At 31.8% G+C, this 15585-nt stretch carries 22 protein-coding genes; 5 read left to right on the top strand and 17 right to left on the bottom strand.

Features of this window, described 5'->3' with window-relative positions; translation table 11 throughout:
- Nucleotide 1: 1 nt before the first annotated feature.
- Genes MOV42_RS00160 through MOV42_RS00150 form a run of 3 tightly spaced genes read right to left on the bottom strand, consistent with a single transcriptional unit; the run spans nt 2 to nt 2620 of the window.
- On the bottom strand, nt 2-829 hold the full coding sequence (locus tag MOV42_RS00160; RefSeq protein ID WP_324171800.1) for an FAD-dependent thymidylate synthase: 828 nt from the start codon (nt 827-829) through the stop codon (nt 2-4).
- Nucleotides 830-881: 52 nt separating this feature from the next.
- Nucleotides 882-1967 carry a phospholipase A gene (locus tag MOV42_RS00155; protein WP_324171799.1) on the bottom strand — a complete coding sequence of 362 codons (1086 nt, stop codon included), beginning with the start codon at nt 1965-1967 and terminating at the stop codon, nt 882-884.
- 5 nt (nt 1968-1972) lie between these two features.
- On the bottom strand, nt 1973-2620 hold the full coding sequence (locus tag MOV42_RS00150; protein ID WP_324171798.1) for a protein-L-isoaspartate(D-aspartate) O-methyltransferase: 648 nt from the start codon (nt 2618-2620) through the stop codon (nt 1973-1975).
- A 144-nt stretch (nt 2621-2764) separates the two neighbouring features.
- On the opposite strand from MOV42_RS00150, the gene MOV42_RS00145 reads away from it, so the two are divergent.
- Nucleotides 2765-3010: a type II toxin-antitoxin system Phd/YefM family antitoxin gene (locus MOV42_RS00145; RefSeq protein ID WP_321779536.1), complete on the top strand. Its 246-nt coding sequence runs from the start codon at nt 2765-2767 to the stop codon at nt 3008-3010.
- Nucleotides 3004-3273, top strand: a complete 270-nt coding sequence (locus MOV42_RS00140; RefSeq protein WP_324171797.1) for a Txe/YoeB family addiction module toxin — start codon at nt 3004-3006, stop codon at nt 3271-3273. Before MOV42_RS00145 ends, MOV42_RS00140 begins: the two co-directional genes overlap by 7 nt.
- A gap of 56 nt (nt 3274-3329) precedes the next feature.
- Here the strand turns inward: MOV42_RS00140 and MOV42_RS00135 are convergent, their stop codons facing one another.
- The 9 genes from MOV42_RS00135 to MOV42_RS00095 all read right to left on the bottom strand — a co-directional run bounded on the left by MOV42_RS00135 (nt 3330) and on the right by MOV42_RS00095 (nt 8338).
- Nucleotides 3330-3467, bottom strand: a complete 138-nt coding sequence (locus MOV42_RS00135; RefSeq protein WP_324171796.1) for a hypothetical protein — start codon at nt 3465-3467, stop codon at nt 3330-3332.
- Between the two features lie 172 nt (nt 3468-3639).
- Complete coding sequence (locus MOV42_RS00130; RefSeq protein WP_324171795.1) at nt 3640-4320, bottom strand: M15 family metallopeptidase; 681 nt, start codon at nt 4318-4320, stop codon at nt 3640-3642.
- On the bottom strand, nt 4310-4687 hold the full coding sequence (locus tag MOV42_RS00125) for a hypothetical protein (RefSeq protein WP_324171794.1): 378 nt from the start codon (nt 4685-4687) through the stop codon (nt 4310-4312). Before MOV42_RS00125 ends, MOV42_RS00130 begins: the two co-directional genes overlap by 11 nt.
- Nucleotides 4687-5322, bottom strand: coding sequence for a hypothetical protein (locus MOV42_RS00120; protein ID WP_324171793.1), 636 nt, complete (start codon nt 5320-5322; stop codon nt 4687-4689). The genes MOV42_RS00125 and MOV42_RS00120 overlap by 1 nt, the downstream gene beginning before the upstream one ends.
- Before the next feature lie 9 nt (nt 5323-5331).
- Complete coding sequence (locus MOV42_RS00115; protein WP_324171792.1) at nt 5332-5517, bottom strand: type VI secretion system tube protein Hcp; 186 nt, start codon at nt 5515-5517, stop codon at nt 5332-5334.
- Between the two features lie 20 nt (nt 5518-5537).
- The gene (gene tssD, locus MOV42_RS00110; protein ID WP_324171791.1) at nt 5538-5789 is read right to left on the bottom strand and encodes a type VI secretion system tube protein TssD; all 252 of its coding nucleotides are present in this window, start codon (nt 5787-5789) and stop codon (nt 5538-5540) included.
- A 250-nt stretch (nt 5790-6039) separates the two neighbouring features.
- On the bottom strand, nt 6040-6762 hold the full coding sequence (locus MOV42_RS00105; RefSeq protein WP_324171790.1) for a carbon-nitrogen hydrolase family protein: 723 nt from the start codon (nt 6760-6762) through the stop codon (nt 6040-6042).
- Nucleotides 6763-7293 carry a carboxymuconolactone decarboxylase family protein gene (locus tag MOV42_RS00100; RefSeq protein ID WP_324171789.1) on the bottom strand — a complete coding sequence of 177 codons (531 nt, stop codon included), beginning with the start codon at nt 7291-7293 and terminating at the stop codon, nt 6763-6765.
- A gap of 22 nt (nt 7294-7315) precedes the next feature.
- Complete coding sequence (locus tag MOV42_RS00095; protein ID WP_324171788.1) at nt 7316-8338, bottom strand: ribonucleotide-diphosphate reductase subunit beta; 1023 nt, start codon at nt 8336-8338, stop codon at nt 7316-7318.
- Between the two features lie 57 nt (nt 8339-8395).
- Between MOV42_RS00095 and MOV42_RS00090 the strand changes: the two genes are divergently transcribed.
- The 3 genes from MOV42_RS00090 to MOV42_RS00080 all read left to right on the top strand — a co-directional run bounded on the left by MOV42_RS00090 (nt 8396) and on the right by MOV42_RS00080 (nt 11491).
- The gene (locus MOV42_RS00090) at nt 8396-9373 is read left to right on the top strand and encodes a hydrolase (RefSeq protein ID WP_324171787.1); all 978 of its coding nucleotides are present in this window, start codon (nt 8396-8398) and stop codon (nt 9371-9373) included.
- 67 nt (nt 9374-9440) lie between these two features.
- Nucleotides 9441-10463, top strand: a complete 1023-nt coding sequence (locus MOV42_RS00085) for a virulence RhuM family protein (protein ID WP_324171786.1) — start codon at nt 9441-9443, stop codon at nt 10461-10463.
- Between the two features lie 149 nt (nt 10464-10612).
- Nucleotides 10613-11491 carry a bifunctional methionine sulfoxide reductase B/A protein gene (locus tag MOV42_RS00080; protein WP_416385460.1) on the top strand — a complete coding sequence of 293 codons (879 nt, stop codon included), beginning with the start codon at nt 10613-10615 and terminating at the stop codon, nt 11489-11491.
- Here the strand turns inward: MOV42_RS00080 and MOV42_RS00075 are convergent.
- The 5 genes from MOV42_RS00075 to MOV42_RS00055 are packed head-to-tail and all read right to left on the bottom strand — an operon-like array spanning nt 11488 to nt 15576.
- Nucleotides 11488-11829 carry a DsrE family protein gene (locus tag MOV42_RS00075; RefSeq protein ID WP_324171785.1) on the bottom strand — a complete coding sequence of 114 codons (342 nt, stop codon included), beginning with the start codon at nt 11827-11829 and terminating at the stop codon, nt 11488-11490. The genes MOV42_RS00080 and MOV42_RS00075 overlap by 4 nt on opposite strands.
- 2 nt (nt 11830-11831) lie before the next feature.
- Nucleotides 11832-13079 (bottom strand): NnrS family protein, encoded by a 1248-nt coding sequence (locus MOV42_RS00070; protein ID WP_324171784.1) that lies wholly within the window; start codon nt 13077-13079, stop codon nt 11832-11834.
- The gene (locus MOV42_RS00065; RefSeq protein ID WP_324171783.1) at nt 13079-13816 is read right to left on the bottom strand and encodes an ATP-binding cassette domain-containing protein; all 738 of its coding nucleotides are present in this window, start codon (nt 13814-13816) and stop codon (nt 13079-13081) included. Before MOV42_RS00065 ends, MOV42_RS00070 begins: the two co-directional genes overlap by 1 nt.
- Nucleotides 13804-14586, bottom strand: coding sequence for an ABC transporter permease (locus MOV42_RS00060; RefSeq protein WP_324171782.1), 783 nt, complete (start codon nt 14584-14586; stop codon nt 13804-13806). Before MOV42_RS00060 ends, MOV42_RS00065 begins: the two co-directional genes overlap by 13 nt.
- Complete coding sequence (locus MOV42_RS00055) at nt 14587-15576, bottom strand: ABC transporter substrate-binding protein (RefSeq protein ID WP_324171781.1); 990 nt, start codon at nt 15574-15576, stop codon at nt 14587-14589.
- Between the last annotated feature and the right edge of the window lie 9 nt (nt 15577-15585).

Here is a 15585-nt window from a genome sequence, read left to right as displayed (position 1 = left end):
TTCACTTCTTCTTTACAATCAAATCTAAATATTTACTAGGAGTAACTTTCATCATCTCTTGAGCAAGCCAACGAATTTGAAAATATGCGGCACCACTATCTCTAAGTGTAAAATAGTTTTTTAAACTTCTAAGATTAAAAGTAACAACCATATCAACTTTTACATTATCCGTAATTATATGCTTAAAAGCATCTCCAACATTTCTTTTTTTCTTTCCAGCTTGAAGCGCCACAAAAAGCCCATCTGAATCATTTTTAAAATCCTGCAAAAATCCAAGAGAACTTTTGGCAACAGAGATAGAATTGAAATCTTCTACCTTTGTTTGCTGATAGCTTAGCTTATCAAACATAGATGCTATCTCAACTCTGTTATAACCCTCATCACAAGTAACAAACATATCAAAACTCAAAATCTTATTTATAAAAAATTCTTTATCACCTTGTGCGGCTACAAAAGCATTTATGATTGAACTCATCGTATAACGAGTGCTTCTAACACTTATGGCTTGGATGCGATGACGGGCATGTTCTTGAAGAACTCCTCTTGATGTTCCTCTTATTAAAAAAGATAAATTAGCATGTTCTAAAATAGAGTGATGAAAATATGTCCAAGATAAATCGCCCAAAAGACTTGAGTCCTCGATTGAGTTTATATCATCACACATATTTGCATCTGGGAGATTATCTTCGATATAGTTTATAACTTCATTTTCACTATTTGAAAAAGAGTCATAACAAGTTCTAGCCGCTGTTTCTGCAACACCGATACCAGTATCTTGAAGTAAAATCACTTCTGGTTTAGAATACTCGATGCCATACATTTGTTCCATACATCTTCCCTAAATTAAATTATTGATATTTTACTATAATTTGTCTTTACTATTATCTTGATATACTAAAGCCGATTCCGATTTTATCTACTTTATTGTCATAATCTATCAAGCTTTCTCCATAACCACTAAAGCCTTTTACATATAAAAATAAATCTTTTCTGCCAAAAATAGGATAGCTGTAGCTTAACTCGATCGCACTATGATTAGAAAAGTTATGTCTCAACTTTAGCTCTGCTAAATGCTTTTTATATGGAAATATAAATTTTAGATGCCCATGTCCCATATAATCAATTAAATCAGGGTTATAATCAAAGTTGTCAGCCAACCTATACCACAACTTCAATTCAGAAAATATATATTTATACTGAAAATAAAAACTACTGCTTAAGAGATTCCATGACCTTTCTTCATCACCACCTCTACCATTTGATTCATGTTCAAATGAAAACTTTACAGCTTTTAAAAACTTACCATCATTAAACTCAGAAGTAGGAATCATAATATAAAGCTCTGGGTTATAATTTATTTCTCTAAAATATGCCGAATCAGCATAGAGTTGCCAAAAAGCCAGTTGAGTATAAGCGACAGAATAAATCTCGCCAAATCCCAACAAATCTGAAGCAAAATCAAACTTTATGCTCACTTGAAACTCTGCTTCTATCTCTTTTGTCTTATAACTATTTGTATCGGCATAGGTTCCATTTGTTAAATAACTAAGAGGTAAAAAATAGTTCGCTTTATATGCTTTTATGTTGTAAAGAGATTGTGTATATTGTCTTATTGTATCTTGAGTTTGTGAGTCTTTAGATTTTTCTATACTTTTATACAGCTCTCTTTGTTCTTTATCAATATCTCTTGAAGTATCATATTTCATCTGATTATAGTAGCTTTTTGAAGAAGTTTTATACCACTTCGCAGAAAGTTCTTTATCTTTTTGGCAACCCTCTCCATTTTTATACATTTTACCTAAAAAATAAGCGGCATCTGCATCTCCATTCTTTGCCAAAACATCAAATATAACAAATGATTTTTCAAATTCAGCATTTTTATAAAGTCTATAAGCATTCTCAAAATTTTTTGAAGAGGAAAAAAGAAGTGTCGTAAGAATAGTTATTAATACTAATATTTTCATCATAAAATTTACTTTTGTATTCCATTTAATATAGGAACAAATAAGCATGATTCAAGTTCACTAACTTTTATTGAGCTGCCATTTTTTTTAAAACTTGTTATAACTTGTTTGTTTGCTTTTTCAATAGGAGCAACTAAAATTCCACCATCCGCTAACTGTTCAAACAATTTTTGTGGGATTTCTTTAGTAGATGCAGAAAGAAGAATCCTATCATAAGGAGCATATTGTATCCAGCCATTTTGTCCATCATCTGTTCTTGTATGGACATTATTAATATTTAAATCTCTAAATCTTTTTTTTGCTTCTAACATCAAGGATTCTATGCGTTCGATGCTAAAAACACCACGAAAAAGATGTGACAAAACCGCTGCTTGGTAACCACTGCCACAACCAATTTCTAAGACTCTATCTGCACCTTTTGGCTCTAAATATTGAGTCATTTTGGCAACCGTTAAAGGAGAGCTTATGTATTGTGCTGCACCTATTGGCAAAGCATCTAATTTATAAGCATTATGTTTAAATCCTGATGGAACAAACTCTTCTCTATTTGTTTTAGCAATGGCATCTTTTACATCATCACTCAAAGAAAAATTTTGATGACACTCATTTGCTAATCTTGCTGTTTTACTTGCAGTTATTCTATCCAACGCCAACATCCATATATTTTAAAATTAATTTAGATTGCAATTATATCTAAAACTCATCTTTGCACTATGCTTTAACTTTCTTCATCATAAGGATAATAAATTAAAACTTGACTAAGCGTACGATATTTGGTACTATTATAAAAAGGACTGATTATGACAAAGGTAATGACAGTGAGTCAAGCTAGAATAAACATTTATAAAATAATGGATGAAACGGCCCAAACGCATCAACCTATTATGATTACTGGAAAAAGAAATAATGTTGTAATGCTTTGTGAAGAAGACTGGAACGCGATTGAAGAGACCTTATTCTTAAACGCTATACCAGGTATGGCAACTTCTATAAAAGAAGCTATGGATGCTCCTAATAGCGAATTTAGTGAAGATATTGAATGGTAGCCTACAAAGTTATTTATTCAAAACAAGCTTTAAAAGATGCAAAAAAACTTTCATCTGCTTCTTTAGATAAAAAAGCCAAAGAATTAATTGGACTTATTAAAAACAATCCATTTCAAAAACCACCTCCATATGAAAAACTAGTTGGAAACTTAAGCGGTTCATACTCACGCAGAGTAAATATTAAACATCGAATAATTTATGAAATTATTGAAGATGAAAAACTTGTAAGAATATCAAGAATGTGGACTCATTACGAAGAATAACAAAACTTTAGAGTTATCTTACACTATCCCAACATCCATATATTTTCTCATAATTTTTATTTCTTTGCACCACTTCCTTCACTCATGTACTTATGCTCATCACCAAAACGAAAAAGTCTTGCTTTTGCTCTTTCATAAACTACTTCACCATTATAAAAAATTTTGGTAAAATTTTCATAATCATAACTGCTCAAACAAATGACAGGAGACTCATGCTAAGACATCTTCCAGAAATCTACAAGTGGATTTATGAGATATATCTAAGTGAAGCTTAACTTAGTCGTTAGTTTACTATACTGGAAGATATATTATAGGCTTATAAAGCTGACTTTTTTGAATGCATTTGAATATTAAAATACGGAAAAGTTATTCTATAATCTTATATTTCTTTCTAATTGTTTTTTTTAAAAAACCATTAAAGTGCCACCACTCAAGTTTAATAGATTTAAAGCCTGCTTTTTCCATAACAGACTTTAAAAGAAGTCTATTCTTACTTTGTTCTTTTGATAAAGATGGAAATAACTTATTTTTTGTTACAGCGTAAAGTAATTCAAATCTATTTTTATAAAATGGATTCATCCCCATATCTAAGTGAGACCCATTAGCATTAATTAAAGTTATGTCTACTGCGGAACCATAGTTATGCATTGAACCCGTTGCAGGATTTGCCACATATTTCTCAAAGGGTGTCCCTTTTAGTTTATTGTACATTTGCCAAGAAACACTTCTTGGTCTTGCACAGTCCATTAATAATAAGCTTAAGTTAGGATTACTTTTCTTTAAAAATGCTTGTGCCTTTTTTAACTTATAAATAATTTTTTTCTGTAAATAGCATTCATTTAAGTTTCCATAGAAATTCATCTTAAAAAAGTTGTTATCGGTGTTTGAGTTAACTAAATTTACTTTAATAGAGGAATCAATATCGCTCAGTCGAGTTAGCTTTGCTTTTAAAAACTTTGATTCTATTTCTTGTGCTTTTGTGTTTAAATCATTACTTGCACAAGCATTAGTAAGCAATAGAACTAATGTAAATAATTTACTTAACAACTTGTAAAAACCTTCCATCTCGTAAATACAACGTATCTCCATCCCAACCTGAGTATGCGTTGACATCAGAATAGTTAAAGTTTTTTCCTAATAAATTTATTTTTAATGTGCCATTGTAGTCAATAGATCCACTTTCATAAAATACTGTTGCCCTATATATAGTTTTTTCATCTATCGGTAGTTTTTTTATATCAATATAAACACCACCATCTAAACCACCAATCCACATAGCACTTTTTGGTATATTTTCATGTCTAGTTGCATTTTCATCATGGAATTGTCCTATTTGAATATCACAACCAAAAAAGAATAAGGATATTATTAATAATAAGATATTTTTTTTAAGCTTATTAATATTATACAGCATTAAAATACTCCTTTTCCTTCAATTTTTAACTGATTTTTATGAAAATTAAAATCAAGGTCTATAAAGTCATCTCTGAACTCTCCTATATAAGAATTTGGTCTAAGGTCAATCATCCAAGGAGTATTTACTCCTGCTTTTTGAGTCACTTCTTTTGCAAAATGGACACAACTATTAGAAAGTATGTTGTAAGGTTTTCTGTTAGAATTTTTATTTTGTTCTTTTCTTAATCTAGCGTAACCAAGCATAGTATCGAATTTATTTGGAACCTCAATATAAACACCTTGAATTCTAGTATTATGACCAGACTTATCTGAAATCACATAAAGTGTTCTTTTCAAAGATTGTAAGTTGATTTTTCCATTTGAAATAATCACATTAGGAAGATTCATAATTTTTCTAACTTTGCCTAAGTATGCTGGATGGTCATAGCGTCCATATTCAAAATACTTAGTAGAACCTGTTTGACCATTAATAAAAAGAATACCTGCATGACCTAAACCTGAAAAGCGTTCTTTGTATGCTGATGTAGAAAAGTTATCAAATTCAAAATATGGAATCGGGTCAAACTTAGCTTTAGGTACACTAACAGAAATTTTATAATCAGGAAAAACAATTGGAATTACAACATCGCTCATTACTGCCTCCTAACTAGGTACACCTGTTCTAATATCATCTGAACTAGAGGTACTTGATGTTTCATGTCTTAATACTATTTTTCTATAAGAAAAATTCAAATATTCTACAGGTTCACTTCCATTACTTGATGCCGTAAGACTTGATATAACAGCATCTTCTAAAGCAATAGTATAAAAATGTTCTTGCTTTCCCATATATGAAGTTCTATATACTTTTAACTCAACTGATGTAAGTGTTTCACCTTTATTTGATGCTTAACAATACTTAATGGTTGATGTGAACGTTGTCCAGAAATTTGACCTGCTTGATTTAGAGGAGTTGAAGTTCCATAATCAAAAGATTTAATTGCCACTTCATCTTCATGCCCATTTTGATAAATATTTCCAACTGAGTCAGGCGTAAAAGCACCTTCTGTAATTAAACCTTGTGTTGAACCGTTGATTGTCATAAATACAGAATTTTCCATAAAAGACCTTATTATTAAATAAAATATAATATATCTAAAAATAACTTAAATAAAATTTATAAATTTCTTATTAAAGCTAATATAAGTTGCAGTTGGTAAAAGTCTATGTTCTGGGCTTAAAGAGGTATTGTTGAGTAAGAAATACAAATCGTAATCAACAACAGTTTTTTACTCCGTTGTTGACAGGAAACTTGTAAGAATATCAAGAATTTGGACTCATTACGGAAAATAACAAAACTTTAGAGTTATCTTACGCTATCCCAACATCCATATATTTTCTCATAATTTTTATTTCTTTTGGGCTGTACTCAAGACTTAAACAAGGCTTATCTATATTTCTTTGCACCACCCCATGAGGAGTTATAATCCCGCTCATTTTTGTGCAGTCTTCATTTAAAGAATCACTTGCAACTACATAACATTGGTTCATAATAGCTAAGGCTTGAGTTAAGTTGGCAAAATGTTCAGTTCTTAAAACTCCCCACCAAGATGGAACGGCTATGACATCTGCGCCTTGCGATTTTTGCCACAACTCTTTAAAACGAAGCTCAAAACATATAAAAATAGCTATTTTAATTCCATCAACTTCTACTATTTTTATATTTTCATCACTTCCTTCACTCATATACTTATGCTCATCACCAAAACGAAACAGTCTAGCTTTTGCTCTCTCATAAACCACTTCACCATTATGAAAAATCTTCGCAAAATTAAAAACTTCTCCATCTCGTTTTTCTAAAATAGTAAGTATAATTATTTTAGAAAAAGAGACCTTTTTAATCTCTCGTATAGCTTCATCAGCAAAATCCAAAACCTCATCAAAATTTTCATAATCATAACTGCTCAAACAAACTTCTGGGGCGACAATAAGCGAGTTGTCTCCGCAAACATCTATGAGTTTTAAAAGTGTTTGTAAGTTAGTGTTATAGTCTTTTGTCGTTGTATCAAAAAGTAAAGAGTTTAAGGAGTACAACTACTCCCCTAAAGCAAAAACATTGGAAAGAGTATTTATATAATTAAAATATCCAGTTATAGCAACAGCTTCTATAACTTGAACATCACTGTAACCCATATCTTTAAGAGCAATTATTTCTTTTTTTAAGATTTTATAATTATCTTTTTTAGAAGCTTTTATACAAAAGTTTAAAAGTGCTTTTTCTTCTTTTGTAGTGCTTATAGCATCTACACCTTTTAAGACTTCTTCAATTCTTTGCTCTGTTAGTCCAAGCATTTTTGCAATGCTTTTATGTACATCTACACACATCTTACAACCATTCTCTACTGAAATAAGAAGTGCTATAGACTCTTTTATATCATAAGAAAGTGAAGTTTCATCAAGAAGATACTTTTGAATCATTTCGTCAGTTGCAAAATAAACTTTCTCATCAATTGCTAAGAGTTTAAATATCTCTCCTAGTTTTCCTGTTTTTTCTAAAATTGGTCTAGCTTTATCTTGAATTGCTGGACTCATTTCTTCAAACTCTGGTAAATCTATATGTGCCATCTTATTCCTTTAATTTTATTTATTAAAAATCATCATCAAAAGTTAAAGAACCTTTTGAGTAGTTAGTTACAGTGCCTTCAAAAAAGTTAGTTTTTTGATCGTTAAATTTTGCAAAATCATCAACCCACTTAATAGGGTTATCTACATTATAAAGTTTCTCAAATCCGACTGCGTTTAATCTTTCATCTGCTAAGAACTGTATATATTGTTCAACTATTTCATCTGTTAAACCTAAGATTTGACCTTGAGTTATATATTTACCCCAGTCACTTTCAAGTTTTACGGCCTCTTTAAACATCGCTATCACTTCTTCTTTAAGCTTTGAGGTAAAAAGGTCTGGTCTTTCTTTACGAAGAGTGTTTATGAGGTTTTGAAAAAGTACAAGGTGTGTTACTTCATCTCTTTGTATAAAACGAATCATCTGCGCACTTCCTAGCATCTTTCCTGAACGAGCTAGAGTATAGATATAAGCAAACCCACTATAAAAATAGATGCCTTCTAAAATCTGATTTGCAAAACATGCTTTTACAAAGTTGTGTTCAGTTGGGTTTGCTGCTAACTCTTGATAAATAGCGGCAATTGCATCATTTTTACTCTTTAACATCATGTCTCGACGCCAAAGTTCATAAATCTCTTCAGAGTTTGTGGAGATGCTATCAACCATTACTGCGTAAGATTGTGAGTGAAGAGCTTCTTCAAATGATTGACGAACTAAAATAAGATTTATTTCTGGAGAAGTCACATAAGGGTTTACATTGTCAATAAGATTATTTGTTTGCAATGAATCCATAAAAATCAACTGCGAAAGAGCCTTATCATAAGCTGCTTTTTCAGCCTCAGTAAGATTTTTATAATCATTTATATCACGAGTCATATCTACTTCTTTTGGAAACCAAGTGTTGTTTAGCATCACTTCCCAAAGATTATATGCCCACTGGTATTTGATATTATTTAACTCAAATATACCTGTTGGGTCTCCACCAAATATTTTTCTATCATTTACATCTTCTGTTGATTCTGGGTTATAAATTTTTTTTCTGTTCATCTTGAAGCCTATTTTTTAAGTTACTGATTATATCTAAAACTTTGCTAAACTTACATTATGATAAATCAATTTAAACCCTCTTTTTTACTAAAAAATAAGCATGTTCAAACGCTATATTCATCTGCCTTTAGAAAAATAAAATCACATAAGTTTGAAGTAGAGAGATTTGAATTAAGTGATGGTGATTTTATAGATTGCTTTTGGTATAACAAACAAACAAGCAAGTCTAAAAAACCTATCGTTTTACTTTTTCACGGTCTTGCTGGTTCATATAAATCTCCATATATTCAAGGAACGATGCAGGAGCTAGATGCAAATGGTTTCAATAGTGTGGTCGTTCACTTTAGAAGTTGTTCTGGTGTTATGAACAAAAGTGCCACTTCTTATCATAGTGGGAGAACGGATGATGCTTTGGAGTTTATAAACTCTTTAAAAGTAAAGTACACAGATAACAAACTCTTTTGCATCGGTTATTCACTTGGTGGCAATATGCTTTTAAAACTTTTAGGTGAATTATCTTCCAGTTCTACGATAACTGCTGCTGTTTCAGTATCTGCTCCGATGCTGTTAGATATTTGTGCAAATCACATAAACAAAGGTTTTGCAAAGTTTTATCAATATATCCTTGTAAAAAATCTAAATGACACTTTAATAGAAAAGTTTAAAACACATGATTTCAAAACTCTTATAAATTTAGAAAAAAAAGATGTAAAGAACTTAAAAACTTTTTGGGATTTTGACGAGGCTTATACCGCTCCTATTCATGGTTTTGCATCTGCTCAAGACTACTACACAAAATCAAGTTCCAAACAGTTTTTAAAACACATAAAAACAGATACTCTTATTATTCACTCTTTAGACGACCCCTTTATGACACCTAAAATCATTCCAAATGAAGATGAAATATCTTCGAGCGTTAAACTTGAAATATATCAATATGGCGGTCATGTAGGTTTTATAGAAGGAACTATTTTTAAACCTAAATACTGGCTTGAAAAAAGAATCGTAAAATATTTTAAACAGAAGTTAGCATAATTTATAACTAAATTTTAACTAGTTTGAGTTTCGGTATAATAAATACCAATAAAAAAATAGGTACATAATGAAAAGCTTAAGCATAAAAGATGAATTAACAGAGTTTTTACTTTACTCCACCAATAAAAGTGATTTAAAAATAGAAATTTTCATGCATAATGAAACAGTTTGGTTACCTCAAAAGAGGATGGCAGAACTTTTTGGTGTAGATGTTTCAACAATAAATGAACATATTAAAAATATTTATAAAAGCCACGAACTAGAAGAGACTGCAACTATTGGGAAATTCCCAATAGTTCAAATGGAAGGTAAAAGAGAAGTAAAAAGAGAGGTTAATGTTTATAACCTAGATGCTATTCTCTCAGTTGGTTATCGTGTTAATTCATCGAAGGCTACACAGTTTCGTATATGGGCTACTAAGATTTTAAAAGAGTATATCATCAAAGGTTTTGCCATAGATGATGATAGACTTAAAAATGGTCAACACTTTGGAAAAGACTACTTTAAAGAGCTTCTTGAGCGTGTGCGTTCTATCAGAGCAAGTGAAAGACGCATATATCAGCAAGTAACTGACATCTTTGCAGAGTGTAGTTTTGATTATAATGAAAATGCACAAACGACAAAAGATTTTTATGCCACTGTACAAAACAAGTTTCACTTTGCTATCACAGGTAAAACGGCAGCTGAAATCGTATATGAAAATGCAAATATTAAGAAGCCAAACATGGGCTTAACTTCTTGGAAAAACTCACCCGATGGAAGAGTACTAAAGTCAGATACAAGCATAGCAAAAAACTATCTTCAAGAAGAAGACATTAAAAAGTTAGAAAGAACTATCGGTGCATACTTTGATTATATTGAAAGAATTATTGAAAATCGGCAAGAACTAAATATGAAAGATGTAAGTGAATCAGTCAATAAATTTTTAGAATTTAATGAGTTTAAAGTTCTTGAGGGAAAAGGATCAATATCTCATATGCAAGCCAAAGAAAAAGCTTCAAAAGAGTATGAAGAGTTCAGCAAAATACAAAAAATAGAGTCTGACTTTGATAAAGAGATGAAGAGGCTACTAGATACTCATCAAATTTAAAACCTAAATACTGGCTTGAAAAAAGAATCGTAAAATATTTTAAGCACTTTATTTAAAACTACTCCTTTATAATAAACAAAATTATAATCAAGGAGCGTGGTATGAAACTTTTTATTTCTTTTATACTACTACTAACAACTATGAATGCAATGGATTTAAAACCTTGGAAGGGCAAAATAGATACACTTAGCGATGAAGAAAAGCATGTCCTTATAAACAAAGGTACGCAAGCACCTTACATTGGCAAATATACAGATGAAAAGTCTAATGGCATCTACACTTGTAAAATATGTGAAACACCTCTTTATAAATCTAGTGCTAAATTTGATTCAAACTGTGGTTGGCCAAGTTTTGATGATGCGATAAAGGGGGCAGTTAAAAGAGTCCCAGATGCAGATGGCAGACGAGTCGAAATAGTTTGTGCAAAATGTGGCGGGCATCTAGGTCATGTCTTTGAGGGTGAAGGTTTTACAGATAAAAACACTAGACATTGTGTGAACTCTATCTCTTTAGAATTAGATGTTAAAAAAGAGAAAAAAGATTCTTCGTTGTCTTATGCTTACTTTGCTGGTGGTTGTTTTTGGGGAGTTGAGTATTACTTAGAAAAGTTAGATGGCGTAAAAGAAGTTAGCTCTGGTTTTATGGGCGGTCATGTTAAAAACCCTGGATATTATGAAGTTGTTGCTGGAAAAACTGGACACCTTGAGGCTGTTGAAGTTGTTTATGACAAAAGTAAAATCTCTTATGAGAAAATTGCAAGAACATTTTTTGAGATTCACGACCCAACTCAAATAAATGGACAAGATCCTGATATTGGTGAACAATATTTAAGTGCTGTTTTTATAAATGATGAAAATGAAAGAAATACTATAAAAAAACTCATTGCTCTTTTAGATGAAAATGGTTTTGATATAGCAACTAAGATTCTTCCATATGCTGAGTTTTACAAAGCCGATGAAGGTCATCAAAATTACTATAACAAAAAAGGTTCACAACCTTACTGCCATGGTTATAAAAAAAGGTTTTAAAAAGTTATAACTTTTACATCATCACTTTGGAGAGCTTGTGTTAGCATCTCTCCTGTGTGAATAGCCTCAATTCCTAACTCTTCAAGTTGCGCTGTAACTCCATAATCGTCTGAACAAACTACACAAACATTAAACTTTACACCTGTGTCTTGAACCACTTTAACTCTCTCTTGAAGTTCTTTATCATTTGCTAAAAGTCTAGCAGATGGACCCCAAAGCATAATAGTCGCTTCATCCCAATAACCACGAGGCAACATCACAGAACCATAAAGCAAAATAAGTTTTTTTGCAACTTCTTTTTCTTCACTTGACCATACTATTAAAAGTTTGTTTTTCATTTTTACCCTTTTATTCCATCCGCTCTTGGAAGCATCAAAAATTTAGAAAATTGTATCATATAAATAACAAAAGGCAAACTCCAAATAAGTGAGGAGTATAAATATAACTCGCTTGTATATTCATCAAAAAACGGAATCAGACCTCTCATAAATGTAGCCAAAATAATTAAAATAACCATTAGATGCGTATATATGTTTGATGTTAGTCTTCGTCCTGTATGAACCCACGAGATTATTAACATAACTACTATATATGAAAGTCCAATTCCTCCACTTGTTATAAAGTGTCTAAAATGATTGATGCCATTAATATCTGGATTTAACAAATCCCAAGCCATAAGTACATAACCTATGCTAAAAAGAACATATACAGATGCTAAGTATATGACATAAGGCTGATTTAGTATAAACTCATCTTTAAGTTTGTACTCACTTGTTACTCCTAATATCGCCGCTCCCACTCCAAAACCCAACCAAGCTAAAGCTGAGTTTTGAGGGTACATAAACTCAACAGCTGTAAAAATAATAACCATAAAAACAGCCATATTTGTTTTTGGAGGACGAGAGATAAAAACATCATCTATTTCTTTATCTTCCATAAGTTCGTTAATCGCTTCCATATTTACTCGTCTTAGAGCTAACAAAACAATAACTACAGTTGCCCCAAGTGCTACTTTTAAGATATCCATGCCTGTCGTATTTACAAAACCAAGCTGTGATGCAAAAAACCATACTTCTATAACAAACAAAGCAACTGCCGTATAACCGATAGATGCATGTCTTTGAAGTTTATCCAGAACCGCATCTTTTGCAAACCAAATTATCCAACCAAGCATCGCAAGATTTAAAATAGCTGTTAGGTAGATGCCAGTAATATCTATGAACCAAAAGCTAACCCGCCCTGCTAACCAAAGCATAACAACATATTGAAGTCGTTTTCCTACTAGTGGGATTAAACCTGGGAAAAGTTCAGGAAGTCCTGTTGCAAGAAAAGCTAAAACTCCCGCAGTTATAAGACCATAAAGCATCTCATAAACATGCCAAGTAAGTACATCCTGCATAAAAGGAATGCTTAAAAGTCCACTCCAAACAAGCCCCCAAAGAACCATACTAATAACTATATATGGAGCTAAAAGTAAAAATATTGGTCTAAATCCATAAGCTAAATATGGAGGAACATTTTTTTCATCAGGATAGTAAAGATAATGGTTTGTAGCTCGTAATTTTTCTTCTTGTTGTTTTTCACTCATTACTTTAACTCCAGTTCAAATGTATCTATAATTTCTTCATCTTGAAGTATCTTTGCACTCTCATTATAAACATATTTATCGTCTCTTTCATTTTGAGAAAGTTCATAAGAAAACTTTTTAATTATATGCCCAGGGTCAGCTTTTAAAAGAAGGATTTCATCACTTAATCGTATAGCTTCCATCAAATCATGTGTAATAAATAGTATACTTATCTCTTTTTTAGAAATCATATCTATAAGTATGGCTTGTAGTTCTTTTTTTAAACCTATGTCTAAAGCAGAAAATGGCTCATCTAAAAAAAGTAAAGATGGTTTTACAACTAAAGCTCTTGCAAAACTAACTCGTTGACGCATCCCACCACTTAAATCTTTTGGAAACTTTTCAAAATCACTCTCTTCAAGACCAAACTTTAGAGCAATCTCACAGGATTGTTTAATCGCTTCTTTTTTATTTACTCCAGATGCTAATAAACCTAAAGCTATGTTATCTATAACATTTTTCCAAGGAAGAAGTCTTGCATCTTGAAAAGCAAAAGCACTGCTCGTAAATGTGTTAATCACACTTCCTTCTTCTACATCTAACAAGTTTGCACAAAGATGTAAAAGTGTAGTTTTCCCACCGCCACTAGGTCCAACGATAGAAAGAACTTCTCCTTTATTTAGAGTAAAATTAATATCTCTTAATATCTCTGTAAAACCAAAATGATGATTTAAATTTTTTACTTCTAACTTCTCCATAACTCAACCTCTCTTTTGATTGGCTCTAGCACTATATACTCTATAAACATAAGTGAACCTATCATAATAACTACAAGAGCAAGTGCTGTTGGCGTATCTAACTGACTTCTTGCAACCGCTAAAGTTGCTCCGATGCCATCACTTGTAGCTAAAAGTTCTGCCATTACAACTATCTTCCATGCCATACCAAGAGCACTTACCCAAGCAGGAAAAACATAAGAAAATATATGAGGAAAATATACATCTAAAAACTTCATATGCCAAGGCAGATTAAAACTATCTGCCATCTCTTTTAAGTCACCATCAAGTGTTCTTGTTCCTTGAAGTGCTCCTACAAAGATGATAGGAAAAGATGCAACAATGACCGTAAATATAACAGTTTCATCTCCCATACCAAACCATATCATCGCTAAAACTATCCAAGCGATTGGAGGCATTCCAACTAAGATGGTAACGATAGGACGACTCATCATAGATGCTGTTACAAAAAACCCAGCTAAAAGTCCAAGAGCAGAACCAAAAACTAAAGAGATTCCAAAGCCAGCTGAAGCACGATACAATGTTATGTTTATCTGTTCTAAGATTTCTTCATCACCAAGCATTACAAAAAGTGTTTGGAATGTTTCTAGTGGAGAAGGAAGAACTAAATCTCCATAGATTTGATTTCCCATATCCCAAACAGCGATAAAAAGAAGTATAGATGCTATCGACCCCCAACCACTCCACAAGTAAGCTGGAAAATCTTTAAGTATTTTTAGAGCAAATTTCATCTACTGAGCTTTGTAATAAAAGCTATCTTGAGGAAGTTTGCCACCAATACTTTTAGGGTCTTCTTCTTTTAAAATATTAAAGAAAAATTCTATTTTTTCTTTTGCATCTGGAGCTGAAATACTCTTCATATTAATATGAGCTATAGAATCAGCGACGCCATCTTCTGAAAGAAGATTTATTTTGTCTGCAATTAATACTCCTGCCTCTTTTGGATGAGACATGTACCATGCTAATGATTTATCATACTCTTGCATAAATCGAGAAATAATCTTTTCATCTTTCATTCTACCAAGGACAGCCATACCAGCCTGAGGAATATTTCTATCAGTATTAAAAACTTTTGCCCACTCATCTTGTATGTCTACACTTCTATATAAATCAGGAGCAACTATACTAATAGGGAATGATTTTGTTTTACGAAGAGCCACTGAAATCGCAGGTTCAGCAAGAAGAGAATGGTCTATTCTTCTCATTATTAGCATCTGCATAGCATCTATAGGACTAGCTACATAGATTAACTCAAAATCTTTTTTAGGGTCAAGACCTTGTTTTTTTAGAAGTTGCTTAAAAACTATGTCTGGCATATCAGCACGAAAAGGAACAGCAATTTTTTTACCTTTAAAATCTTTTAAAGTTTTCAGGTTGTTGTCTCGACTTATCATGCCAAGTATTCCCCAAACAGAAACATTTAAAAGCTTAACATCAACACCTTTGTTGTTTAAAATAGCTGCTGTATTTGTAGGAATCGCTACAAAATCAACATCTCCTTTTATAACAATAGCTCTAAGTTCATCAGGATTTTTCCATAGCCTAAACTCAACTTTTTTTGCTACATCTTTAAGAGCATCTCTTTGTATCATGTGTAGTATTGGATGGGATACAGATGCAAAAGGTCCTGCAATAACTATTTTGTCCACCTTTGCATCAGCGTGTAATGAGGTCATTGCAAGTAATATTGCTAACAACCCCGTATATATGAAATTTTTCATTAAATATCT

It is taken from the genome of Sulfurimonas sp. (assembly GCF_029027405.1).
Taxonomy (GTDB): Bacteria; Campylobacterota; Campylobacteria; order Campylobacterales; family Sulfurimonadaceae; genus Sulfurimonas.
This window is presented reverse-complemented; position numbering and strand designations above follow the sequence as displayed.